Genomic DNA, 22563 nt, shown 5'->3' with positions numbered 1-22563 from the left:
TTGGACATGTATAAAGTAACCGTGTATGTAACGTATAAAGACTCAGTATTGGACCCGCAAGGGGAAGCCGTGAAGGGTGCCGTCCACCGTATGGGCTACCCAACAATCGAAGATATCCGCATAGGAAAATATTTTGAAATCCAAGTATCCAAAGATGAAGAGAACGTTGAACAAGTCATCGAAGAGATCTGCGACAAGTTGCTGGCTAACGTGGTTATGGAAACTTACCGTTATGAAATCCAGGAGGTTGAAGCTTAATGAAATTCGCTGTCATCGTTTTTCCTGGATCTAACTGTGATTTAGATATGTATGCAGCCATTAAAGATATTCTTGGAGAAGATGCAGAGTATGTGCAACATTATGAAACAAGTCTTGAAGGTTTCGATGCTGTCCTATTGCCCGGCGGATTCACTTATGGCGATTACTTGCGTACAGGTGCGATTGCCCGCTTTGCGAACATCATGAGCGAAGTAGTCCGTTTCGCTGAAGAAGGCAAGCCTGTATTCGGCACTTGCAACGGATTCCAAATTTTGGCTGAAGCCGGCTTATTGCCTGGTGCTTTGCGCCGCAATGACACATTGAAGTTCGTCTGCAAACCGCAGGATCTGAAAGTCGTGAATGCCGATACGCAATTCACTTCCCTCTATAAAGAAGGCGAAATCATCTCTGTTCCGATCGCACATGGTGAAGGAAACTACTTCTGCGATGCAGAGACTTTGGCTGACCTGAAAGCCAACAACCAAATCGTATTCACTTATGCCAACGGCAACCCGAACGGAAGCATCGAAGACATCGCCGGCATCATCAACAAAAAAGGCAACGTCCTAGGCATGATGCCTCACCCGGAGCGTGCTGTCGAAGCTTTGCTGGGATCAGCGGACGGCCTTCGCCTGTTCCAATCCATGGTTGAAAATTATAAGAAGGAGCTGAACAAATAATGGCATTTTTAGAACCAACGCCAGAACAAGTAAAAGAATCCAAAATTTATCGTGAATGGGGTCTGACAGACGAAGAGTACGGCACAATCTGCGATAAAATTTTGCATCGTTTGCCGAATTATACTGAAACTGGCCTGTTTGCCGTTATGTGGAGCGAACACTGTTCTTATAAAAATTCAAAACCAGTCCTGAGAAAATTCCCTACTACCGGCCCGCAAGTATTGCAAGGACCTGGTGAAGGCGCTGGTATCGTGGACATCGGCGACGGCCAAGCTGTCGTTTTCAAAGCGGAAAGCCACAACCACCCATCAGCTATCGAGCCTTATGAAGGCGCGGCTACCGGTGTCGGCGGAATCATCCGTGACATCTTCAGCATGGGCGCGCGCCCGATTGCGATCCTGGACTCTTTGCGTTTCGGCGAATTGGACAATGACCGCACGAAACACATCTTCGAAGAAGTCGTTGCCGGCATCAGCGGTTACGGCAACTGTATCGGCATCCCGACTGTCGGCGGCGAAACGGTCTTCGACCCTTGCTACAAAGGCAACCCGTTAGTCAACGCAATGTGCGTCGGCTTGATCGATCAAAAAGATATGCAAAAAGGTCAAGCTGCCGGAGTCGGCAACTCGATCATGTACGTGGGTGCAAAAACTGGCCGCGATGGTATCCATGGCGCCACTTTCGCTTCCGAAGAATTCAAGGAAGAGGAAGAAGCTCAACGTTCGGCTGTCCAAGTAGGCGATCCGTTCATGGAAAAACTATTGATGGAAGCTTGTTTGGAATGCATTTATGACTACTCCGACGCTTTGATCGGTATCCAGGACATGGGTGCTGCCGGTTTGGTCTCCTCCAGCTCGGAAATGGCTTCAAAGGCAGGCAGCGGCTTGCTTTTGAACCTTGATGATGTTCCGCAGCGCGAAACAGAAATGACACCTTACGAAATGATGCTTTCCGAGTCGCAGGAGCGTATGCTTTTGTGCATCAAGAAGGGCGAAGAGCAACGCATCGTCGACTTGTTCAAAAAATATGAATTGGATGCAGTCGTGATCGGTGAAGTTACCGATGATGGTATGTACCGTCTATCCCATGCAGGCAAAGTGGTGGCTGAACTTCCGGTGGATGCTTTGGCTGAAGATGCACCGGTCTACTACAAACCGACTGCAGTACCTGCGCGCATCGCTGAATTCGCAGCTATGGAAGACTACAAACCTGTCTTCACATCAGCGCAGGATACCTTAGTGTCTTTATTGCAACAAGCGACGTTGGCTTCCAAGAAGAGCGTCTACGACACGTATGATTCCATGGTCCGCACCAGCACGGTCGTAGGACCAGGAAGCGATGCTGCAGTTGTCCGCGTCCGCGGCACCAAAAAAGCGATCGCAATGACAACAGACTGCAACGGCCGTTACCTGTATTTGAACCCGGAAATCGGCGGACAGATCGCTGTCGCTGAAGCTGCCCGCAATATCGTTGCCAGCGGCGGGAAACCATTGGCGATCACAGACTGCTTGAACTACGGAAACCCTGATAAACCAGAAATTTTCTGGGAATTAAGCACTTCCGCAGACGGCATCTCTGAAGCTTGCCGCCAATTGGATACTCCTGTCATCTCAGGTAACGTGTCACTTTATAATGAAACCGACGGCGTGGCCGTTTATCCGACACCGATGATCGGTATGGTCGGCTTGATCGAGGATCTTGCGCACATCACAACGCAAGCCTTCAAGACTGCCGGCGACCGCATTGTCCTGATCGGCGCTACAAAAGCGGACTTCAACGGGTCCGAACTGCAAAAAATGGAATTGGGCAAAATCGAAGGGAAACTGATGGACTTTGACTTGGCTGTCGAAAAAGAAAACCAAGCGAACGTCCTGAAAGCAATCAAAGCTGGTCTGATCGCAAGCGCGCATGACTTATCAGAAGGCGGTTTGGCTGTCGGCTTGATGGAGAGCGTCTTTGACACTGGCCTAGGTTTTGATGTAACGGTTGACATGGATAAAACGTTGTTGTTCAGCGAAACGCAATCACGCTTCATCCTGACCGTGAAACCTGAAAATGTTGCCGCTGTGGAAGCAATCTTCGGATCAGCTGCTGCACAAATCGGAACCGTGACTGCTGACGCTGTCGCAAAAATCGCTGCCGAGAACGAAACAATCACTTTGGATGTTAAAGAAGTACAAACGAAATGGGAGGAGGCTATTCCATGCTTGCTGAAACAAAAAGCTTAAACGAAGAATGTGGCGTATTCGGCATTTGGGGAGACGACAATGCCAGCCAGTTGACTTACTTCGGTTTGCACAGCTTGCAGCACCGCGGACAAGAGGGTGCGGGGATAGTTTCATGTGATGAAGGAAAACTGTTGGTGCACCGCAATCTTGGGTTGATCAGCGAAGTCTTCAAGGACGAAGCGGATCTGCAGAGGTTGACCGGTAACCGTGCCATCGGGCATGTGCGTTACTCCACTTCCGGACAGAACAGCATAGAGAATGTGCAGCCGTTTTTGTATCATTTCTATGATATGGACATCGCCATTTGCCACAACGGCAACTTGGTGAATGCCAAATCATTGCGCCGCAATCTTGAGGAAAATGGCGCCATCTTCCATTCGACTTCGGATACGGAAGTTCTGATGCATCTGATCAGACGCAGCCAGAAAGACAGCTTGATCGAAAAGATCAAAGAGAGCTTGAACCAAGTTAAAGGCGGCTTCACTTATATCCTTTTGACCGAAGAGAAAATGTTCGGTGCCGTCGATCCGAATTCATTCCGTCCGCTTGTCATCGGCCAATTGCCGAATGGCGCGTATGTGATGGCCAGCGAAACGTGTGCCATCGATACGATCGGCGCTGATTTTGTCCGCAACGTCAACGCCGGCGAACTGGCGATTATTGACGACAACGGCTTGACGATCGAAAAATATACCGATGATACAACCATCTCCATCGCTGCGATGGAGTATATCTACTTCGCGCGTCCGGATTCCAATATTGCCGGCGTGAACGTGCATACTGCGCGCAAACGGATGGGAACGCGTTTGGCCATCGAAGCACCTGCAGTGACAGCCGATATCGTCATCGGTGTGCCCAACTCTTCCTTGTCCGCAGCGAGCGGATTCGCGGAAGAGAGCGGAACACCTTACGAAATGGGATTGATCAAGAATCAGTATGTTGGACGAACGTTCATCCAACCGACGCAGGAGCTGCGCGAATTGGGAGTAAAAATGAAGTTGTCCGCCGTAAAAGGGGTTGTCCAAGGCAAGAGCGTCGTCATGGTGGACGATTCCATCGTGCGCGGGACGACCAGCAAACGCATCGTGACTTTATTAAAAGAAGCGGGAGCCAAAGAAGTGCATGTCCGCATCTCTTCCCCGCCGTTGATCTACCCAAGTTTTTACGGCATCGACATCAGCAAGTCAGCTGAACTGATCGCTGCCAAAATGACGGTTGACGAAATCTGTGAGTATATCGGTGCGGACAGCTTGTCTTTCCTTAGCCAAGAAGGTCTGATCGATTCAATCGGTTTGAAATTTGATATGCCATATTCAGGCTTGTGCATGGACAGCTTCAACGGGGTCTACCCGACTGGGCTTTATGACTATGAAGCGGATTACGTGAACAACATGACAGCTATTCAAAAAGAGAATCTAAAGGGAGGACAAGTTTGATGGAAAACGCATATGCAAAAGCGGGTGTGGATGTCACAGCCGGTTATGAAACAGTAAGCCGCATCAAGAAACACATCGACCGCACAAAACGTCCAGGCGTTTTTGGTGAAGTCGGCGGATTCGGCGGAAACTTTGACCTTTCTGAATTGAACTACAAAAAACCTGTGCTTGTATCGGGTACGGACGGTGTCGGTACGAAGCTGATGCTGGCCATCGAAGCCGGAAAATTCGATACGATCGGGATCGATTGTGTCGCAATGTGCGTCAACGATGTCGTAGCGCAAGGTGCAGAACCTCTTTATTTCTTGGATTATGTAGCTGTCGGCAAAAACCGTCCGGAAAAATTGGAGCAGATCGTTGCTGGCGTAGCTGAAGGCTGCGTCCAAGCCGGTGCTGCCCTGATCGGTGGAGAAACAGCTGAAATGCCTGATATGTACGATCCGGAAGATTTCGATCTGGCTGGATTTACGGTAGGGATTGCGGAAAAAGATGCTTTGTTGACACCTGCATTGATCAAAGAAGGCGATGTGTTGGTTGGGTTGCCTTCATCAGGTATCCATTCGAACGGCTACTCTTTGGTGCGCAAAATCTTCTTCAAGGACAATGACTACAAATTGGCCGACAAAGTGGAAGGCATCGAAGACCAAGAATTGGGCGACGTTTTATTGACTCCTACAAGAATCTACGTGAATGCCCTATTGCCGTTGATCAAAAAACAGCTGTTGCATGGCGTTGCCCACATCACAGGCGGCGGCTTCGTCGAAAATGTGCCGCGCATGCTTCCCGAGAACGTCCAAGCGGAAATCCAATTAGGCAGCTGGCCTGTCTTACCGATCTTCCAAGTGATGGAAAAAATCGGCAACATTCCGGCTCTTGAAATGTACGAAATCTTCAACATGGGCATTGGCATGGTGCTGGCGGTCGCTCCCGAAAACTTGACGGAAGTACTGGGCGTTCTGACTGAGAACGATGAAAAAGCCTATGTGATCGGATCCGTGGCTGCAAAAACATCAGAAAAAGAGGTTATCCTGAAAGAGGCTCAAGCATGAGGATAGCTGTCTTTGCTTCAGGAAACGGCTCGAATTTTCAAGCCATCGCCGAAGCCATCGCGTCAGGCGAAGTGGATGCGACGATCGCTTTCCTGTTCTGCGACAAGCCGAAAGCATATGCGATCGAGCGCGCCAAACAATACAATATCCCGGTGATCTCCTTTACGCCGAAAGGCTTCGAGGATCGGGTCGCCTACGAAAATGAAATTTTGAAGCATCTGGCTGAAGAAAAGGTCGACTTGGTCGTACTGGCCGGCTATATGCGGATCGTCGGACCGACTTTATTGACGGCCTACGCCGACCGCATCGTCAACATCCACCCGTCCTTGCTGCCTGATTTCCCGGGTCGGCATGGCATCCAGGACGCTTTCGAAGCAGGCGTTCCGGAGACAGGCGTCACCGTCCATTTCGTCGATGAAGGGGTCGACACCGGCCCGATCATCGCCCAAGAAAAAGTGGCGATCCTTCCGGAGGATACGCTGGATACTTTGGAGACTCGTATCCATCAAGTGGAGCACCGGATCTTCCCGCAAGTGATCCAGCAATTGGCACAAAAGAATAAAGGTTAACAAAATGGATGAGGACTCCGCGCTTGCGGAAGTCCTTCCTTTTGTTAGAACCGCATTAATCCATCATAAATTTAAGGAGTGACACACAGTGACAAGAGCATTGATCAGTGTTTCAGATAAAACAGGCGTTGTAGCATTTGCACAGGCATTAGCAGCAAAAGGAATCGAAATCATCTCAACTGGCGGAACGAAGAAGGCTTTGGAAGATGCAGGCGTACCGACTATTTCCGTAGAGGATGTAACCGGCTTTCCTGAAATGATGGACGGCCGCGTAAAAACATTGCACCCACTGATCCATGGCGGACTTTTGGGCAGACGCGATCTTGCGGACCATATGCAAGCCATGAAAGAGCACAATATTGCACCGATTGATTTCGTTGTCGTCAACCTGTACCCATTCAAGGAAACCATCAGCAAAAACGATGTGACTTTGGCTGATGCCATCGAAAACATCGACATCGGCGGCCCGAGCATGCTCCGCAGCGCGGCTAAGAACTACGCGAGCGTGACTGTCCTGACCGATCCGATCGACTATGCAAAAGTCCTTGCCGAATTGGAAGATGCAGGCGAAACGACTTTCGAGACGCGCCAAGCTTTGGCTGCAAAAGTGTTCCGTCATACAGCCAGTTATGATGCTTTGATTGCGCAATATTTGACCAATGTGGTCGGCGAAACCGAACCTGAAAAATTGACATTGACTTATGATCTGAAACAAAGCCTGCGTTACGGAGAAAACGGCCACCAAACCGCGACTTTCTACCAAGAACCATTGGCTGTGCCGTTCTCGATCGCGAGCGCAATCCAATTGCACGGAAAAGAATTGTCCTACAACAACATCAAAGATGCTGATGCGGCCATCCGTATCGCCCGCGAATTTGACGAGCCCGCTGTGGTTGCCGTCAAGCACATGAATCCATGCGGCGTCGGTATCGCAGACGACATCGATGCAGCCTTCGATCGTTGCTATGCAGCTGATCCTGTATCCATCTTCGGCGGCATCGTGGTTGCGAACCGTCCTTTGGATGTGGCGACTGCCGAAAAACTGAACAGCATGTTCCTGGAAATCGTTCTGGCGCCAAGCTATACGGAAGCGGCTTTGGCCATTTTGTCCAAGAAGAAAAACGTCCGCATCATGACGCTGGACTTCACTGCAGCAAAAGCAGGCGGAAAAGAATTTGTCTCCGTATTGGGCGGCATGTTGGAACAGACGCAAGACATCAACACAGAAGACGTACCGGCTAATTGGGAAGTCATGACCGAACGTCAACCGACTGAAGACGAAATGAAAGCAATGGATTTCGCCTGGAAAGTCGTTAAACACGTGAAGAGCAACGCCATCGTATTGGCAAACAGCAAACAGACAGTCGGCATCGGCGCAGGCCAGATGAACCGTGTCGGATCGGTCAAAATCGCAATCGAGCAAGCTGAAGCAGCCAACGCCATCGAAGGCGCTGTATTGGCGAGTGACGCTTTCTTCCCGATGAACGACAGCGTGGAATATGCTGCCAAACACGGCATCAAAGCAATCGTTCAACCAGGCGGCAGCATCAAGGACCAAGATTCGATCGAAATGGCAAACAAATACGGCATCACGATGCTGAAAACAAGCGTAAGACACTTCAGACATTAAGAGGGCAACCGCAAAGCGGGCATTTTTTGCCCGTGTGCGGTTGACAGCTTAGGCACTCAAACGTCACAGTGCGACGTTTGAGGTCTTTAGCATTTTGAGTACTGGCACTAATATCAAGCTTCATATAAAAGGTTGGAGGATCTCAAAGATGAAACTTCTTGTAATCGGCAGTGGCGGACGCGAGCATGCCATCGCTAAAAAATTAACTCAAAGCCCGTTGGTGGAGACAGTTTACTGCGCCAAAGGCAACCCAGGGATGGCCCAGGACGGCATCACGTTAGTCGACATTGCGGAAAACGACCATCAAGGATTGGTTCAATTCGTTAAAGAAAACGACATCGCTTGGACTTTCGTCGGACCGGAAATCCCTTTGTTTGAAGGTGTTACGGATGTATTTGAAGCGGCTGGCCTGAAAGTCTTCGGACCTAGCAAAAAAGCGGCCGACTTGGAATGCTCCAAGCAATTCGCAAAAGACCTGATGAAAAAATATGGCATCCCGACTGCAGCCTATGAGACATTCGAAGACTATGAAGCAGCTGTCGCTTACGTGGAAGCCAATGGTGTTCCGATCGTCATCAAGGCGGACGGTCTGGCAGCCGGCAAAGGCGTCGTTGTCGCGATGACGATGACTGAGGCTCTGGATGCACTGAACGACATGCTCCTGCAAGGGAAATATGCAGCCGGCAAGCCGAAAGTCGTCATCGAAGAGTACCTTGAAGGGGAAGAATTCTCGTTGTTCGCGCTGGCGAACGGTGCGAAGTATTATTATTCAGGCGTCGCACAAGACCACAAGCGTGCCTACGACGGAGACAAAGGCCCTAATACGGGCGGAATGGGCGCTTATTCGCCTGTACCGCAAGTATCTGAAGCGATGATTCAAGAAGTGCTGGATACGGTCGTAAAACCGACTGTAGAGGCGATGGTAGCTGAGGGCATCCCATTCAAGGGTGTTGTCTACGCCGGCTTGATGATCACCGCCAAAGGGTTGCGCGTCATCGAATTCAATGCCCGTTTCGGAGATCCGGAAACGCAGGTCATCATGAACCAGATGGCTTCCGACTTGGCGCAAGTCATCGATGACATCCTGAATGGAAAAGATCCGGTCATCGAAATGTATACCGATCGTTACACGTTGGGTGTCGTTGTCGCCGCTGAAGGCTATCCGGAAGCGCCGATGAAAGATATTCCGTTGCCTGATCTGGATACGGAAAATGCGGACTGCATCGTCTATGCAGCAGGCGTGAAGAATGGCGAACAAGGTTTGTTGTCAAACGGCGGACGCATCCTGTTGATCGCTGGCCAAGGCGAAACGCTGCAGGCTGCGCAAGACAAAGCTTACCGTTACCTGAACGCAAATCCGATTGCGCATACGTTCTACCGTTCCGACATCGGAGCAAAAGCGATCCGTTTTACGGAAAAATAGCAAGTTGAGGGGGAGGCTGCGGTCTCCCTCTTTGTATTTCTGCCCGGGAAAGCTATACTGAATCTAACAGAAATATCCATTTGAGGAGTGATCGATATGGTGAAAACATTGATTCACAGCGGAAAAGTCGGACTGGAAGGTTTGAAATGGGAAGACCGTGCGGAACAGCCGGCAGGACCTTCCGAGATAAAAATAAAGGTCAAAGCAGCCGGACTGAATCATCGCGACCTTTTTGCCTTGAGCCAAGTCCATGAGAAGCACCCGGTGGTCATCGGCTCAGATGCTGCCGGCATCGTCGTGGCTGTAGGTGAAGAAGTGACTCGTTTCAAGATCGGCGATGAAGTGATGCTTTATCCCGGAAGCGGTTGGCGCGAGAACAGCGACACAGCCCCGGCAACTTTCACGATCCTCGGGAGTTCCGAACAGGGCGCGATGGCGGAGGAAATCGTTGTTTCCGAAGAGAATGCTGTCCATAAACCGGCTCATCTGTCTTGGGAAGAAGCAGGCGTCCTGTCCCTGTCCGCGTTGACGGCTTACCGCGCCTTATTCACAAAAGGCGGCGTGTCGGAAGGCATGAAAGTCCTGATTCCAGGCATCGGCGGCGGAGTGGCCACCTACCTGCTGCAATTCGCCAAGGCCGCCGGAGCGACTGTATATGTCACTTCCCGCTCCCAAGAAAAATTGGCGAAGGCCCTGCAGCACGGAGCCGCCAAAGGTTTGCTGCACGATGAGGATTGGGTGGAAGCGATGGGCGGCGAAAAAGTGGACGTGGTGATCGAGTCGGTCGGCGCAGCTACTTTCGACAAATCGCTGGATGCGGTCCGCAGAGGCGGCACCATCGTGACTTTCGGATCATCGACAGGCGATCTGGTCACCTTCGATCTGCGGAAATTTTTTTACGGACAGTACACGCTGAAAGGTTCGACGCTGGGCAGTTTTGAAGAATATGAAGCGATGATCCGTTTTGTTGAGGAATATGCGCTCCATCCTGTGGTGGACGCCGTTTATCCTGCAGAGGATTTCAAATCGGCCTTCATGCGGTTGGAAAATGCCGAACAGACGGGGAAAATCGCCCTGCAGATCGGCTGATCCGTAATAAAATGGATAAAATAAATCCGGCGGGAAAGCAGGACCTCCTCAAAACGCTGTGCTATACTATTTTAGAAGTTCAGCGCATACTATTTGAGGAGGATTTCCGTGAATACCAGTGAGTTGTTGTTCATCGTATCGATGATTACTTTGATCGTAGGGTTTGTGGGTGTCGTGATGATCATTGTGTTGGGTGTGATGGATTTGATGCACATCCAATTGCGTGTCCAGGTAGACAGGAAAAGATACATCCGCAACGTGATCATCTTATTGGTGACCGGCGGTTTGTTGAGTACGGCCTACCTGATGATGAAATAAATAGCCGTTCATTAAATGCTTGCATTGCGCCGGCATTGCTTGTATAATCGGCTAGAAATCTATTTATAGTAAGCTGAAAAGAATATCCAAAATGAAATGCAGTCAAAGTGCTTTTCCTCCCGCTTGAACGAAGGGGAGGAGTGGGCGCTTTTTTTGTACGCTGAAACAACCGAGAAAGGACGATAATGAATGATTATAAATGAATTTGATACCATCGCCGCCATTTCGACGCCGCCGGGAGAAGGGGCCATCGGGATTGTGCGTTTGAGCGGGGACCAAGCGATCCAGATAGCCGATGCCCTATACCGATCCGGGACGAAGCACTTGGCCGATGTCGCCACGCACACCATCAATTACGGCCACCTTTATGATCCGCGCACAGGCGACATGATCGATGAAGTCATGGTGTCAGTCATGCACGGACCGAAGACCTTCACCCGCGAAGATGTCGTGGAGATCAACTGCCATGGCGGTGTCGTGAGCGTCAACCGGATTCTGCAGACGATTCTCCAGAACGGCGCCCGCATGGCCGAGCCAGGGGAATTCACGAAGCGCGCCTTCCTGAACGGCCGGATCGATCTGTCGCAGGCCGAAGCGGTCATGGACTTGATCCGTGCCAAAACCGATCGCGCGATGAATGTGGCTCTGCATCAGTTGGACGGAAAATTATCCGGCATGATCCGTGATATCCGTCAGATCATCCTGAACACGTTGGCTGAGGTCGAAGTGAACATCGACTACCCGGAATACGATGACGTCGAGGAAGTGACGACGAAGCTGTTGCAGGAACGCACCATTGAAGTGCGCGGACACATCCAGCATCTGTTGGATACCGCCAAGCAAGGGAAGATCCTGCGCGAAGGCCTTCAGACAGCCATCATCGGCCGCCCCAACGTAGGGAAATCCAGTTTGCTGAACCGCCTGTTGCGCGAAGAGAAAGCCATCGTGACGGACATCGCCGGCACCACCCGCGATACGATCGAGGAATACGTAAACGTCAGAGGCGTTCCTTTGAAGCTGATCGACACTGCGGGCATCCGCGAAACGGATGACGTCGTGGAAAAGATCGGGGTCGAACGCAGCCGCAAAGCTTTGGCTGAAGCCGATCTGATTCTCCTGCTGATCAACCAGAACGAAGGGCTGACGGAAGAGGACAAGCAGCTTCTGGAAGACACGAAGGACATGAACCGCATCATCCTTATGAACAAAATGGATCTGGAAGCGAAGATGACAACCGGTGAGCTGGAACCTTGGAGCGATCCTGAAAGAATCATCGAAACATCGATGTTGAGCGAAACCGGCCTGGACCAACTGGAAAAACAGATCACGAAGATGTTCTTCTCCGGGGAAACCGGCGAGACGGATGCAACCTATGTATCCAACGTCCGCCATATCGCGCTGTTGAATGATGCGATGGATTCGCTGGATGAAGTGCTGAGCGGCATCGAATCAGGCATGCCGATCGACCTCGTCCAGATCGATTTCACCCGATGCTGGGATCTCCTCGGAGAAATCACCGGCGACAGCGTCCAAGACGAACTCCTCACCCAACTATTCACACAGTTTTGCTTGGGTAAATAACAGTGTGTGATGAATCCTGAGATCAGCGTTAGGCGGAGAACTCTAGGATTCAGAACCGTTCTAAAAGAATTCAGAAATCAACTAAAATAATAAGAACAAATAGATAGCACAAACGAAAGGAATGGAAAAATGAACAGATTTGAAGCTGGAAGTTTTGATGTGATTGTTGTAGGAGCCGGACATGCCGGATCCGAAGCGGCGCTTGCCGCTGCGCGGATGGGATGCAGCACGATGCTGGTCACGATCGATTTGAACATGGTCGCCTTTATGCCCTGCAACCCATCCATTGGCGGGCCTGCGAAAGGTGTCGTCGTAAGAGAAATTGATGCATTGGGCGGCGAGATGGGACGCAACATCGACAAGACGTATATCCAAATGCGTATGCTGAACACAGGGAAAGGCCCTGCCGTCCAAGCGTTGCGCGCACAAGCGGATAAGGATGACTATGCCCACCATATGAAGCACACCATCGAAAAACAGGAGAACCTGCTGCTGAAGCAAGCCATCGTTGAGGAATTGATCGTAGAAGACGGCGAAGTCAAAGGCGTAGTGACGCATACTGGTGCTGTTTACCGCGCCGGGGCTGTCGTCATCACGGCCGGAACCTCTTCACGAGGAAAAATCATCATCGGGGACTTGGTTTATTCATCAGGACCCAACAACTCGCAGCCATCCATCAAGTTATCCGAAAATCTGCTTGATCTGGGATTTGAATTGGCGCGCTTCAAGACCGGCACGCCGCCGCGGGTGATGGCTTCGACCATCGATTATTCCAAAACCGAGGAACAACCCGGTGACGTTGAGCCGAACCATTTCAGCTTCCTTTCCAAAGATGAAGACTATCTGAAGGATCAATTATCCTGCTGGCTGACTTATACGAGTCCGGAAAGCCATGAAATCATCCGCGACAATCTTCACCGCGCGCCGATGTTCACGGGTATCGTGGAAGGCGTAGGGGCGCGTTATTGCCCATCAATCGAAGACAAAATCGTCCGTTTCAGCGACAAACCGCGCCATCAGCTCTTCCTTGAGCCTGAAGGCCGCGAGAACGAAGAAGTCTATGTGCAAGGCTTATCCACCTCATTGCCGGAGGATGTTCAGCTTGATCTGATCCGTTCCGTACCGGGGATGGAAAATGCGCAAATGATGCGGACAGGCTATGCCATCGAATACGATGTCGTGAAACCGCATCAGTTGCGCCTTTCCTTGGAGACGAAATTGGTGAAGAATCTGTTTACTGCCGGCCAAACGAACGGCACATCCGGTTATGAAGAAGCTGCCGGACAAGGCATCGTTGCCGGCATCAATGCCGCTTTGGCTGTGCAAGGGAAAGAACCAATGATCCTGAAACGCAGCGATGGCTACATCGGCGTCATGATTGATGATTTGGTCACCAAAGGAACAATGGAGCCTTATCGCTTGTTGACTTCACGTGCCGAGTACCGTCTGTTGCTTCGCCATGACAACGCCGACTTCCGCTTGACCGAAATGAGCCGTGAGATCGGTTTGGTGACGGAAGAACGCTACGAAACCTTCCTGGAGAAAAAACAGTCCGTTGAAAAGGAAATCGCCCGCCTTGAAAAAACCCGTCTGAAACCGACTGAAGAACTGCAGGCTTTTCTTGCGGAACAAGAATCCGCTCCGCTGAAGGACGGCATTTTGTTTGCCGACCTGCTGAAGCGTCCGGAATTGAAGTATGAAGGCCTGATCGCTTTTGCGCCGTTTGAAGTAGCCTTGCCGAAAGAGGTAATCAAACAAGTGGAAGTGCAGATCAAATATGCTGGCTACATCAAGAAAGCCGCCGAAAAAGTGGACAAGCTGAAGAAGATGGAAGAAAAACGCATCCCTGCGAACATCGATTACGATGCCATCAACGGAATCGCCAACGAAGCCAAACAAAATCTGAAGAAGATCCAACCGGAAACGATTGCCCAAGCAAGCCGGATCAGCGGCGTCAACCCAGCCGATATTTCCGTTTTGATGGTCTACGTGACCCAAGGGAAAATCGCTAAAGTTTCAGAATGAATGAGAGCGAGATGAATCCCGGGTAGAAATCGAGCACTAAGAGGATTACCACAACGCGGACGCTTTTGTCCGCTTGTGGTAATCAGCTTAGGCGCAGATTTCTGGGATTCAGAACGCGTTTAATAGAGTATGAAGCCGTTGCCCGAATAAGTGGGCAGCGGCTTTTTTGATTGCAGACCTGGATTTTTGAAGGGGAAATTATAGTATAATGGAGCTTGAGTTTTAGAAGTTCAAGCGTCTTCTGGAACTGAATCAAGAAGGATAGGAGGCAGCAGATGCGTTATCATCATGAAATCATCGAATCGAATCCGGAACTCCCCGTGTTCTATATTTATCACAACGAAAGAACGGATTCCGGCGTCCTTGCCCATTGGCACAAATCACTGGAAATCAGCTATACGATGTCGGGAAAGATCAGCGAATTCACGATCGATGGGACCATCCACGAAACGAATGCCGGCGACATCCTCGTCGTCAATTCAAATGAAATCCATTCCATATGGGATGATCACAACAAGACGAAAGCTCTGTCGCTCATTTTCCCGTATGCCTTCATCAAATCCGAGATACCTGACTACGATAACAAAAGCTTCCGTTTGACGAATCGAACTGGCTTCACAGATCTGCAAAGAGAGAAGCTGAATGAATTGCGCGTCTTGCTGGACCGCTACTTTTTCGTTATGGAAAGCGACGGCGCCGTAAAATCCAGACTTTTGCTGAAAGGGATGCTGTACCAGATCCTCTTTCTTCTGGATACGTACTTTTCTGTCCCAAAAATGGAGAAGAACAGAGGCATCGCTTCGTTGCCGCTGATTTCCGCCATAACGGAATACATCGACGAGAATCTGGACAAAGATCTGGCGGTCGATAAACTGGCAGCGGCCTTCCATCTCTCCTATACGCATCTGTGCAGATTGTTCAAAAAGGAAACCGGCAGCACGATCCACAGCTATATTGTAGAACAACGCCTCAACAAAGCAGTGAAACTGCTGATGTTCACGGACAAAAACATCCGTTACATTGTGGATGCTTGCGGTTTTCCCAATCAAAAATCCTTTTCGTCGGCCTTCAAAAACAAATACGGCCTGACTCCGAAACGTTACCGGGATGAGAACAGGGCATAAACTGCCCATAATGATGGCACAAATCGCCCCTTTTTCTGCCGGAAATTCCCTAAAATAACAAGTAGGGAAAGCGCTACCCGTTTCGGCTATTGTTAGAATGAAACCGTTTTATAGAAGGGTAGGTTTTTACCTGTTTGGATGGATAAATGGGATATGGAGGGATTAGGGAATGAGACGTAAGACATTCAGCACGATTTTAACATTAGGGATAACGGCAGGCTTGCTTGCCAGTTGCGGATCCGGAGAATCGGCGGATCAACAGGATTCGGCCAAACAAGAAAGTATGCAACAGGCGGAGACATACGATGGCGTCGTCAAGACCAGCATCTATGTGAAAGGCTACGAAGGAGGACCGGGCGTACCGAAGCTTATCATCGAGCTGGCGGATGCGGTCGACAGTGTCGATCCTAGTGGCTGGCAGGTCATGACAGCCGGGGCGGAACGCACGGTTACGGACGTCTACACATCCGATGAGAACGGGAATCCGCAGGAAAACTCAAACTTCATCGCGATCGATATGGAGACCGGGTTTAATGATGAAACCTTCAGCGTGGTCGGATCCCCATTCACCTACAATACGACGACATCGATGAATGAATGGTCCCCAGCTTATGAGGTCGCAATCGCTGCGCCGGCCGTCACAATCGAGGATGAAACCTACTCCTTGAGCATCACGGAGGATGCCGTGAACAACCGCATCTCACCGGATACCGACTTATTCACGGCCAGAGGGACTTTCAGCGGCACCTACGTGAATCCGCTGACGGATCTGGAAGAGGAATTGACGCTCTCGACAGCTGCCTATGAGCCGGCAGAACTTGCCGAAGGGGAAGCGAATCCGTTGGTCATTTGGCTGCACGGCCAAGGGGAAGGCGGGACCGATCCCGATATCGCCATCCTTGGGAATGAAGTGTCCGCCTTGGCAAAAGAGGAAATCCAGTCCTATTTCCAAACCGATGACGTGACCGGTGCTTACGTTTTGACTGTCCAAACGCCTACCTATTGGATGGATGAAGGGGACGGAACGAACGGAAACGGCAGCGGCATCTCCCGATACACGGAAATCTTGATGGACACGATCGATGACTATGTCGCTGCCCATCCGGATGTCGATACCGACCGCATCTATCTTGGAGGCTGCTCGAACGGCGGCTACATGACCATGAATATGGCCATCCAATACCCTGCCTATTTTGCGGCGGCTTACCCTGTCTGCGAGGCATATGCGTATTATGAATACGAACGCAACAGCGACGGCACGTACGTGAAAACGGATGATGAAGCTACCGGAACATCCAGTTTTGTCAAAACAGAACAAGTTTGGTTCACGGAAGAAAAAATCCAAGCGATCAAAGACTTGCCGATCTGGTTGGTCCAATCCGCGGACGATCCGGTTGTCGTACCTATGAACTATCTGTTGCCGACTTACCAGGCACTCGTCCAGGCAGGAGCGGAAAACACTTGGGTTTCCTACTTTGAAACGGTTGAAGGAACGGACAGCCCGAGCACTACTTACCTAGGCCATTTCTCCTGGATCTACTTGTTCAATAACCAGGTGACGGGCGTTCAGGACAAAGCGGCGATCGCTGCCTCGGCTGACGCTGAAACATTCGGCTTCGAAGCAAGCAACGCTACCGGAGGGGGAACCGCTGCAGCGACAGTCGGCGAAACCACTTATACAAATATTTTCGAGTGGCTGAACGATCAATCGAAATAAAAAATCATCCTTGAGTAAGGATGGCTCATATGCTAAGATGAGGTCATAACTGCATACGAAAAAAGGGAGCTTGTGTCAGCAGGCTGAGAGGAAGTAATCAACTTCGACCTATTACCTGATTTGGATAATGCCAACGTAGGGAAATAACATTGAATGAATCCATTCAGCGGGAAATGCCTATTCGGACATTTCCCGCTTTTTTTGTCGCATCAAACAAACTATTTGGAGGTAACCCATGTTCAATAAGCTATTCGAAAATGTACAGCAACAGACACCACTGGTCCACTGCATCACCAATTATGTCACTGTGAATGATGTCGCCAATGTCCTTTTGGCTGCTGGAGGCTCCCCAATCATGGCGGATGCCCCCGAGGAAGTAGCGGATATCACAAGCATTTGTACATCCCTGAATCTGAACATCGGAACACTGAATAGCCGAGCCGTGGAGTCCATGCTGCTGGCAGGGCACCAAGCCAATGCGCTCTCCCATCCCGTCGTTTTGGATCCGGTCGGTGCGGGGGCATCCCCTTTCAGGACCGAAGCGACATTCAGATTGCTGGAGGAAATTGCCTTCACCGTGATCAAAGGGAACATTTCGGAAATGAAGACGATCCATTCCGGCAGTGGCACGACGAAAGGCGTCGATGCCGACATCAGTGATGCCGTGACCGAAGAGACGCTTGAGGCAACTGTCGCTTTCGCCAAACGATTGGCCGACCGGAATGATGCGGTCGTCGCGATCACCGGTGCGATCGATATCGTCGCGGACCGGGACAGAGCTTTCATCATCCGCAACGGACATCCGCAGATGGCGAAGGTATCCGGAACCGGGTGCATGCTGTCGGCATTGATCGCAGCCTATTGCGGAGCGAATCCGGAGCAATTGCTGGATGCCACGGCGGCAGCGGTATGCCTAATGGGAGTCAGCGGCGAGTTGGCTTACGAAAGGATGATAAGCAATGCCACAGGGACTTCATCCTACCGCAGCTACATCATCGATGAAATCAGCAAGATGTCGGCCGAAAAACTGGAAGGGGGCGCTAAAATTGAGAGTAGATAAGAATGATTTGCTGCTTTATGCGGTGACCGATCGCCAATGGCTGGGCAATGCGTCTTTGGCGGAACAGCTTGAAGAAGCCATCCAGGCGGGCGTTACCGTCGTGCAGTTGCGGGAGAAGGAACTGGATTTCGACGCCTTTGTCTCCCTGGGCAAGGAACTGCAGGCCGTGGCCAAACGCCACCGCGTTCCCTTCATCATTAATGATGCGGTCGATGTGGCCTTGGCGCTGGATGCGGATGGCGTCCACGTGGGGCAGAGCGATATGCAGGCGGGAGATGTCCGTAGCCGGATCGGCGAGGAGAAAATCTTGGGCGTTTCTGCCCATTCCGTCGAAGAGGCGCTGGCGGCGGAACGGAATGGGGCCGATTATCTGGGTGTCGGTGCCATCTACGGGACAGCGACGAAGCTGGATGTCAACACGCTGTCGATCGAAACGCTGCAGCAGATCTGCCAAGCGGTGAGCATACCGATTGTGGGGATCGGAGGCATCGCTGAAGGGAATATCCTCAACCTGAAGGGCAGCGGCATTGATGGGGTTGCCGTCGTATCCGCTATCTTTGCGCAGCCTGACATAACCGCGGCAGTGAAAAGGCTGCGCCCGTTAGCAGAAGCGATGGTGCAATCATGAAACTGGAAGCAGCCATCTTCGATCTGGACGGGACACTGCTGGATTCCATGCCGATCTGGCAAGGATTGGGAGAAAATTACTTGCTTCAGAAAAAGCTGCAGCCGGCTCGAGGTCTGCAGGATGCGTTGAAGAAGATGAGCCTGCCGCAAGCCGCACAACATTTTCAAGCGGTCTACGGATTGCGCGAAGCCGAAGAAACGATCCTTTCGGAAATAACAACGCTGATTGCGGATTTTTACCGCTATGAAGTCCCGCTTAAAGCTGGCGTAGCGGAATACCTGCAGAAATTGCAGGCACAGAATGTGAAGATGTGCATCGCCACCGCGACCGAAAGGCATTTGGCCGAGAGCGCCTTGGAACGATTGGGCATCCGGAAATATTTCAGCACCATCCTGACCAGCAGTGAGGTAAAGGCAGGCAAAGAGGATCCGCTCATTTACCAGCGGGCGCTCGAACAGCTTGGGGCTCCCTCCAGGAAGACCGTCGTCTTTGAGGATGCCCTGCATGCCATCGTAACGGCAACGGCAGCCGGTTTCCGGGTAGTCGGCGTCTATGATGAGACATCAGCACAGGATAGGGAGCGCATCAAAGCGTTGACGGAGCAGTACATCTATTCATTTTCGGATTGGAAAGGATGAGCCAAAACATGAAAACAGTATTGACGATCGCCGGTTCGGACAGCAGCGGCGGAGCGGGGATCCAAGCGGACCTGAAGACGATGATGGCGCACAAAGTCTACGGGATGAGCGTGATCACGGCGCTGACGGCACAGAACACGACAGGCGTGGCCGGAATCATGGAAGTGACGCCCGAATTTGTGGCGCAGCAGCTGGATTGCGTGTTCAAGGATATCCGCCCGGATGCAGTAAAAATCGGCATGGTGTCGAACGCCGCAATCATCAAAGTCATCGCAGAGAAGCTGGTCGAATACAAAGCAGAGAATATCGTCGTGGACCCGGTCATGGTGGCCACCAGCGGCAGCAGCCTGATGCAGGACGATGCCAGCCAGGCTTTGCGGACGCTGCTGTTGCCGTTGGCTGATGTGATCACCCCAAATGTTCCTGAAGGGGAGGTGCTGAGCGGTGTCAAAATCGAGACGAAAGCGGATATGCTGGAAGCAGCGGACCGCATCGCTTCAGCAGCGGGAACCAGTGTGCTCCTGAAAGGCGGCCATCTCAAGGACAGTGCCGACGATTTGCTCTTTATGGACGGGAAAGTCAGCTGGTTCGAGTCGGAACGGATCGAAAACCCTAATACGCACGGCACCGGCTGCACGCTTTCCTCAGCCATCGCAGCGAATCTGGCTTTAGGTCACGGAATGGAAGAGAGCATCCGCAAGGCCAAAGCCTACATCACCGGCGCACTGCGCGACGGACTGGATCTGGGCAAGGGCAGCGGCCCACTCAATCACGCTTACCGCATCAACTAAAAAAGAAAACAGGCGCGAGCGCTTGTTTTCTTTTTTATGCTTTAGGCCTGCGGTTGTAGCCGCGTTCCCCGAAAGGTTGCTTGTCGCTCAGCCATTTTTCCTCCAGTTGTTCCAAGGCCTTCTTCTCGTTGAAGGAAGGGTCCTCGCTCTTTTTCAGCACTTCCAAGATCGTAAAGGTGAAGGCGTCCTGCCCGAAGTGGTTCCAATCGGCTTGGAGCTCCTTGTTGTTGTTCGCCCCCATGTTCAAAATATGTTTCATGCCGTTCAAGGTCTTCAGGTTCGGGGTTTTGCCGATGAAACTCTTTTGGTTTTCTGTGTTCTTTACTTCGTAAACACCCGCTTCGATAGGCACCTCTTCGAATTGGCGCCGCAGTTCTTTTCTCTGTGTCATTCCATTTCCAACTTCCTTTCAGGATTCATTAAAAAGCATACGCAAATTTTGATATTCCGTCAATTGCCCCTGTCCCAAGATGGAGACCGCAACGGGCAAGAAGTGGACGGGTAAATTCAGTACATTAATAAACCGTCCATCTCTTAACGTTCGGAAATTGCGGGTTAGAGACGGCGAAAACTAGGGAATTCTTTCCAAATTCTAAATAAACCCTCATTATTCTGTCGTTTTTGTTTGCTATAATTTTGATTATAGTGAACATTCGGAATTTTTGGGCTCCTGCGCCAAAAGTAGAGTACACTCTATTGTCCGCATCCGGTTCATATTTGCGATCGAAGGGAAGATGGAAGATGGGATTACTATTATTCGATTTTGACGGTACCTTGGCGGAAACATGCAAAATTAGCGAAATGGCTACAATGGATACATTTGAACATTTCGGCTATCCCGTTCCAACCCCTGAGCAACTGCGTGAGGATAGAGGAAAGCCCCATTTTGTGAAGTTTATCGGCTATCTGAAGAAACACGCACTCTCTCCGGTCGAGCTGGATAAGCTGATGGAAGTCTTTTGGGATAAATACGAAAAATTTGAAAATATGCTGTTGGAACCATACGATTTATCGCGGGAGTCCTTAATGGAACTGAAAGGGAACGGACACCATCTCGGCGTGATTTCCAACAAAGCAACCAAAGCTTTGCTGCGCAGTCTTGCTGCAGTGGACCTGTTGGACCTGATGGAGGTCGTCATCGGATTGGACAACATGAACCAGCACAAACCGAATCCGGAAGGCATCTTCACCGCCTGGGAGAAAATCCCGATGGCGAAAGAAGAAACCGTGATGATCGGTGATACCATCTATGATATGCAGATGGGCAAAATGGCAGGCACAAAGACCATCGGCATCACCTGGGGAGGGAGTTCCGCCCAAACCTTGCGCGCGGAAAACCCCGATCGCATCGCCAACTCCTTTGTGGAACTGGAAATCATCATCGCAAGTCTGCTTGATGCTTAAATAGATTGGAAAAAGCCGCTGTCCTTTATTCGGGACGGCGGCTTTAAAGTTGATTTAGCCCTTGTACAGACCGCTCTTTCAGGATAAAGTAGAGAGGTAGAAAAACAGACGAAGCCAATGATGAAAGGAAACATTATGAATCCAGAACAATTTACCGAGGCCCTTGCCGAAAAAGGGATCCTTTTGAATGAAACGCAACTCGAACAATACGCAACCTATTTGCGTTTATTGCGCGAATGGAACGAAAAAATCAACCTGACAGCCATCACTGAGCCGGATGAAGTCTATCTGAAGCATTTCTATGACTCCATTTCATTGGGATTCCACATGGATTTCACTGAAGAAGAAGTCACGCTTTGCGATGTGGGTGCCGGGGCCGGTTTCCCGAGCATCCCCCTCAAGATCGCCTTCCCTAAATTGCAGGTGACGATCGTGGACTCATTGAACAAACGGATCACTTTCCTGGAAACGCTGGTTGCCGAATTAGGTTTGACGGGTGTCTCCTGCTTCCACGACCGTGCGGAGACTTTTGGACAGAACAAGAAATTCCGCGCCCAATTCGATGTGGTGACGGCGCGTGCGGTTGCGCGCTTGAGCGTCCTGAGCGAACTGTGTCTGCCTTTGGCCAAAAAAGGTGGTACTTTTGTCGCGATGAAAGCAGCCAGTACGGAAGAAGAGCTCCGCGATGCAGAGCGCGCCATCGCAACTCTGGGCGGCAAACTAGAAGAGGATATCTTTTTTGAACTGCCGAATGATGCAGGCGAACGCCATATTGTGAAGATCAAGAAAACGAAAGAAACACCGAAGACCTACCCGAGAAAAGCCGGGACACCGAACAAAAATCCATTGTAAATCGGAAAAGGAACGGCCCGACCGTCTGCTTCTTTGCAGGCAGGCCGGGCTTTTTGGGTTTGA

Annotated in this window: 21 protein-coding genes and 1 riboswitch; of the genes, 20 read left to right on the top strand and 1 reads right to left on the bottom strand. The window is 50.8% G+C overall.

Translation table 11 applies throughout. The features are described from left to right. Positions 1 to 6 precede the first annotated feature (6 nt). From purS to thiD, 18 genes are all read left to right on the top strand, one after another. Complete coding sequence (gene purS, locus C7R73_RS10600) at positions 7 to 258, top strand: phosphoribosylformylglycinamidine synthase subunit PurS (protein ID WP_068562113.1); 252 nt, start codon at positions 7 to 9, stop codon at positions 256 to 258. Further along, a complete protein-coding gene (purQ, locus tag C7R73_RS10595) occupies positions 258 to 938 on the top strand; it encodes a phosphoribosylformylglycinamidine synthase subunit PurQ (RefSeq protein ID WP_086628702.1) in 681 nt (226 codons plus the stop codon). Before purS ends, purQ begins: the two co-directional genes overlap by 1 nt. Beyond that, complete coding sequence (gene purL / locus C7R73_RS10590; RefSeq protein ID WP_106450485.1) at positions 938 to 3166, top strand: phosphoribosylformylglycinamidine synthase subunit PurL; 2229 nt, start codon at positions 938 to 940, stop codon at positions 3164 to 3166. The genes purQ and purL overlap by 1 nt, the downstream gene beginning before the upstream one ends. Then, the gene (purF, locus tag C7R73_RS10585; protein WP_106450484.1) at positions 3142 to 4602 is read left to right on the top strand and encodes an amidophosphoribosyltransferase; all 1461 of its coding nucleotides are present in this window, start codon (positions 3142 to 3144) and stop codon (positions 4600 to 4602) included. Before purL ends, purF begins: the two co-directional genes overlap by 25 nt. Beyond that, positions 4602 to 5651: a phosphoribosylformylglycinamidine cyclo-ligase gene (purM, locus tag C7R73_RS10580; protein WP_086988975.1), complete on the top strand. Its 1050-nt coding sequence runs from the start codon at positions 4602 to 4604 to the stop codon at positions 5649 to 5651. The genes purF and purM overlap by 1 nt, the downstream gene beginning before the upstream one ends. Then, positions 5648 to 6220 carry a phosphoribosylglycinamide formyltransferase gene (gene purN / locus C7R73_RS10575; RefSeq protein WP_106450483.1) on the top strand — a complete coding sequence of 191 codons (573 nt, stop codon included), beginning with the start codon at positions 5648 to 5650 and terminating at the stop codon, positions 6218 to 6220. Before purM ends, purN begins: the two co-directional genes overlap by 4 nt. 88 nt (positions 6221 to 6308) lie before the next feature. Further along, the gene (purH, locus tag C7R73_RS10570) at positions 6309 to 7850 is read left to right on the top strand and encodes a bifunctional phosphoribosylaminoimidazolecarboxamide formyltransferase/IMP cyclohydrolase (protein ID WP_106450482.1); all 1542 of its coding nucleotides are present in this window, start codon (positions 6309 to 6311) and stop codon (positions 7848 to 7850) included. A 148-nt stretch (positions 7851 to 7998) separates the two neighbouring features. Continuing rightward, positions 7999 to 9273 (top strand): phosphoribosylamine--glycine ligase, encoded by a 1275-nt coding sequence (purD, locus tag C7R73_RS10565; protein WP_106450481.1) that lies wholly within the window; start codon positions 7999 to 8001, stop codon positions 9271 to 9273. A gap of 96 nt (positions 9274 to 9369) precedes the next feature. Beyond that, on the top strand, positions 9370 to 10362 hold the full coding sequence (locus C7R73_RS10560; protein ID WP_106450480.1) for a zinc-binding dehydrogenase: 993 nt from the start codon (positions 9370 to 9372) through the stop codon (positions 10360 to 10362). A 108-nt stretch (positions 10363 to 10470) separates the two neighbouring features. Next, a complete protein-coding gene (locus C7R73_RS10555) occupies positions 10471 to 10680 on the top strand; it encodes a hypothetical protein (RefSeq protein WP_106450479.1) in 210 nt (69 codons plus the stop codon). 189 nt (positions 10681 to 10869) lie between these two features. Further along, positions 10870 to 12261 (top strand): tRNA uridine-5-carboxymethylaminomethyl(34) synthesis GTPase MnmE, encoded by a 1392-nt coding sequence (mnmE, locus tag C7R73_RS10550; RefSeq protein ID WP_106450478.1) that lies wholly within the window; start codon positions 10870 to 10872, stop codon positions 12259 to 12261. Between the two features lie 129 nt (positions 12262 to 12390). Next, on the top strand, positions 12391 to 14286 hold the full coding sequence (gene mnmG, locus C7R73_RS10545; RefSeq protein ID WP_106450477.1) for a tRNA uridine-5-carboxymethylaminomethyl(34) synthesis enzyme MnmG: 1896 nt from the start codon (positions 12391 to 12393) through the stop codon (positions 14284 to 14286). Positions 14287 to 14561: 275 nt separating this feature from the next. Continuing rightward, the gene (locus tag C7R73_RS10540) at positions 14562 to 15410 is read left to right on the top strand and encodes a helix-turn-helix domain-containing protein (protein ID WP_106450476.1); all 849 of its coding nucleotides are present in this window, start codon (positions 14562 to 14564) and stop codon (positions 15408 to 15410) included. 169 nt (positions 15411 to 15579) lie between these two features. Then, positions 15580 to 17127, top strand: coding sequence for a prolyl oligopeptidase family serine peptidase (locus C7R73_RS10535; protein WP_106450475.1), 1548 nt, complete (start codon positions 15580 to 15582; stop codon positions 17125 to 17127). Positions 17128 to 17179: 52 nt separating this feature from the next. After that, positions 17180 to 17287: riboswitch (TPP riboswitch) on the top strand. A gap of 75 nt (positions 17288 to 17362) precedes the next feature. Further along, entirely contained in the window at positions 17363 to 18187 is an 825-nt protein-coding gene (gene thiM, locus C7R73_RS10530; RefSeq protein ID WP_106450474.1) for a hydroxyethylthiazole kinase, read from the top strand. Continuing rightward, on the top strand, positions 18174 to 18815 hold the full coding sequence (gene thiE / locus C7R73_RS10525; protein ID WP_106450473.1) for a thiamine phosphate synthase: 642 nt from the start codon (positions 18174 to 18176) through the stop codon (positions 18813 to 18815). Before thiM ends, thiE begins: the two co-directional genes overlap by 14 nt. Then, positions 18812 to 19453, top strand: a complete 642-nt coding sequence (locus tag C7R73_RS10520) for an HAD family hydrolase (protein WP_106450472.1) — start codon at positions 18812 to 18814, stop codon at positions 19451 to 19453. Before thiE ends, C7R73_RS10520 begins: the two co-directional genes overlap by 4 nt. Before the next feature lie 8 nt (positions 19454 to 19461). Beyond that, positions 19462 to 20244, top strand: a complete 783-nt coding sequence (gene thiD / locus C7R73_RS10515) for a bifunctional hydroxymethylpyrimidine kinase/phosphomethylpyrimidine kinase (protein WP_106450471.1) — start codon at positions 19462 to 19464, stop codon at positions 20242 to 20244. A gap of 34 nt (positions 20245 to 20278) precedes the next feature. Here the strand turns inward: thiD and C7R73_RS10510 are convergent, their stop codons facing one another. Next, positions 20279 to 20635 carry a GIY-YIG nuclease family protein gene (locus C7R73_RS10510; protein WP_106450470.1) on the bottom strand — a complete coding sequence of 119 codons (357 nt, stop codon included), beginning with the start codon at positions 20633 to 20635 and terminating at the stop codon, positions 20279 to 20281. Positions 20636 to 20985: 350 nt separating this feature from the next. On the opposite strand from C7R73_RS10510, the gene C7R73_RS10505 reads away from it, so the two are divergent. Both C7R73_RS10505 and rsmG read left to right on the top strand, forming a co-directional pair. Continuing rightward, a complete protein-coding gene (locus C7R73_RS10505) occupies positions 20986 to 21648 on the top strand; it encodes an HAD family hydrolase (protein WP_106450469.1) in 663 nt (220 codons plus the stop codon). A gap of 135 nt (positions 21649 to 21783) precedes the next feature. Beyond that, the gene (gene rsmG, locus C7R73_RS10500; protein WP_106450528.1) at positions 21784 to 22500 is read left to right on the top strand and encodes a 16S rRNA (guanine(527)-N(7))-methyltransferase RsmG; all 717 of its coding nucleotides are present in this window, start codon (positions 21784 to 21786) and stop codon (positions 22498 to 22500) included. Positions 22501 to 22563: the final 63 nt, after the last annotated feature.

The sequence above is a fragment of the Trichococcus alkaliphilus genome, assembly GCF_003008695.1.
GTDB lineage: Bacteria > Bacillota > Bacilli > Lactobacillales > Aerococcaceae > Trichococcus > Trichococcus alkaliphilus.
This window is presented reverse-complemented; position numbering and strand designations above follow the sequence as displayed.

Coding starts and splice junctions, on each gene's coding strand:
- purD (WP_106450481.1), top strand. CDS start 7,999: ATGAAACTTCTTGTAATCGGCAGTGGCGGACGCGAGCATGCCATCGCT.
- C7R73_RS10505 (WP_106450469.1), top strand. CDS start 20,986: ATGGGATTACTATTATTCGATTTTGACGGTACCTTGGCGGAAACATGC.
- purS (WP_068562113.1), top strand. CDS start 7: ATGTATAAAGTAACCGTGTATGTAACGTATAAAGACTCAGTATTGGAC.
- C7R73_RS10540 (WP_106450476.1), top strand. CDS start 14,562: ATGCGTTATCATCATGAAATCATCGAATCGAATCCGGAACTCCCCGTG.
- C7R73_RS10535 (WP_106450475.1), top strand. CDS start 15,580: ATGAGACGTAAGACATTCAGCACGATTTTAACATTAGGGATAACGGCA.
- C7R73_RS10520 (WP_106450472.1), top strand. CDS start 18,812: ATGAAACTGGAAGCAGCCATCTTCGATCTGGACGGGACACTGCTGGAT.
- purL (WP_106450485.1), top strand. CDS start 938: ATGGCATTTTTAGAACCAACGCCAGAACAAGTAAAAGAATCCAAAATT.
- C7R73_RS10560 (WP_106450480.1), top strand. CDS start 9,370: ATGGTGAAAACATTGATTCACAGCGGAAAAGTCGGACTGGAAGGTTTG.
- purM (WP_086988975.1), top strand. CDS start 4,602: ATGGAAAACGCATATGCAAAAGCGGGTGTGGATGTCACAGCCGGTTAT.
- rsmG (WP_106450528.1), top strand. CDS start 21,784: ATGAATCCAGAACAATTTACCGAGGCCCTTGCCGAAAAAGGGATCCTT.
- thiD (WP_106450471.1), top strand. CDS start 19,462: ATGAAAACAGTATTGACGATCGCCGGTTCGGACAGCAGCGGCGGAGCG.
- purF (WP_106450484.1), top strand. CDS start 3,142: ATGCTTGCTGAAACAAAAAGCTTAAACGAAGAATGTGGCGTATTCGGC.
- thiM (WP_106450474.1), top strand. CDS start 17,363: ATGTTCAATAAGCTATTCGAAAATGTACAGCAACAGACACCACTGGTC.
- mnmG (WP_106450477.1), top strand. CDS start 12,391: ATGAACAGATTTGAAGCTGGAAGTTTTGATGTGATTGTTGTAGGAGCC.
- C7R73_RS10510 (WP_106450470.1), bottom strand. CDS start 20,635: ATGACACAGAGAAAAGAACTGCGGCGCCAATTCGAAGAGGTGCCTATC.
- mnmE (WP_106450478.1), top strand. CDS start 10,870: ATGATTATAAATGAATTTGATACCATCGCCGCCATTTCGACGCCGCCG.
- purN (WP_106450483.1), top strand. CDS start 5,648: ATGAGGATAGCTGTCTTTGCTTCAGGAAACGGCTCGAATTTTCAAGCC.
- purQ (WP_086628702.1), top strand. CDS start 258: ATGAAATTCGCTGTCATCGTTTTTCCTGGATCTAACTGTGATTTAGAT.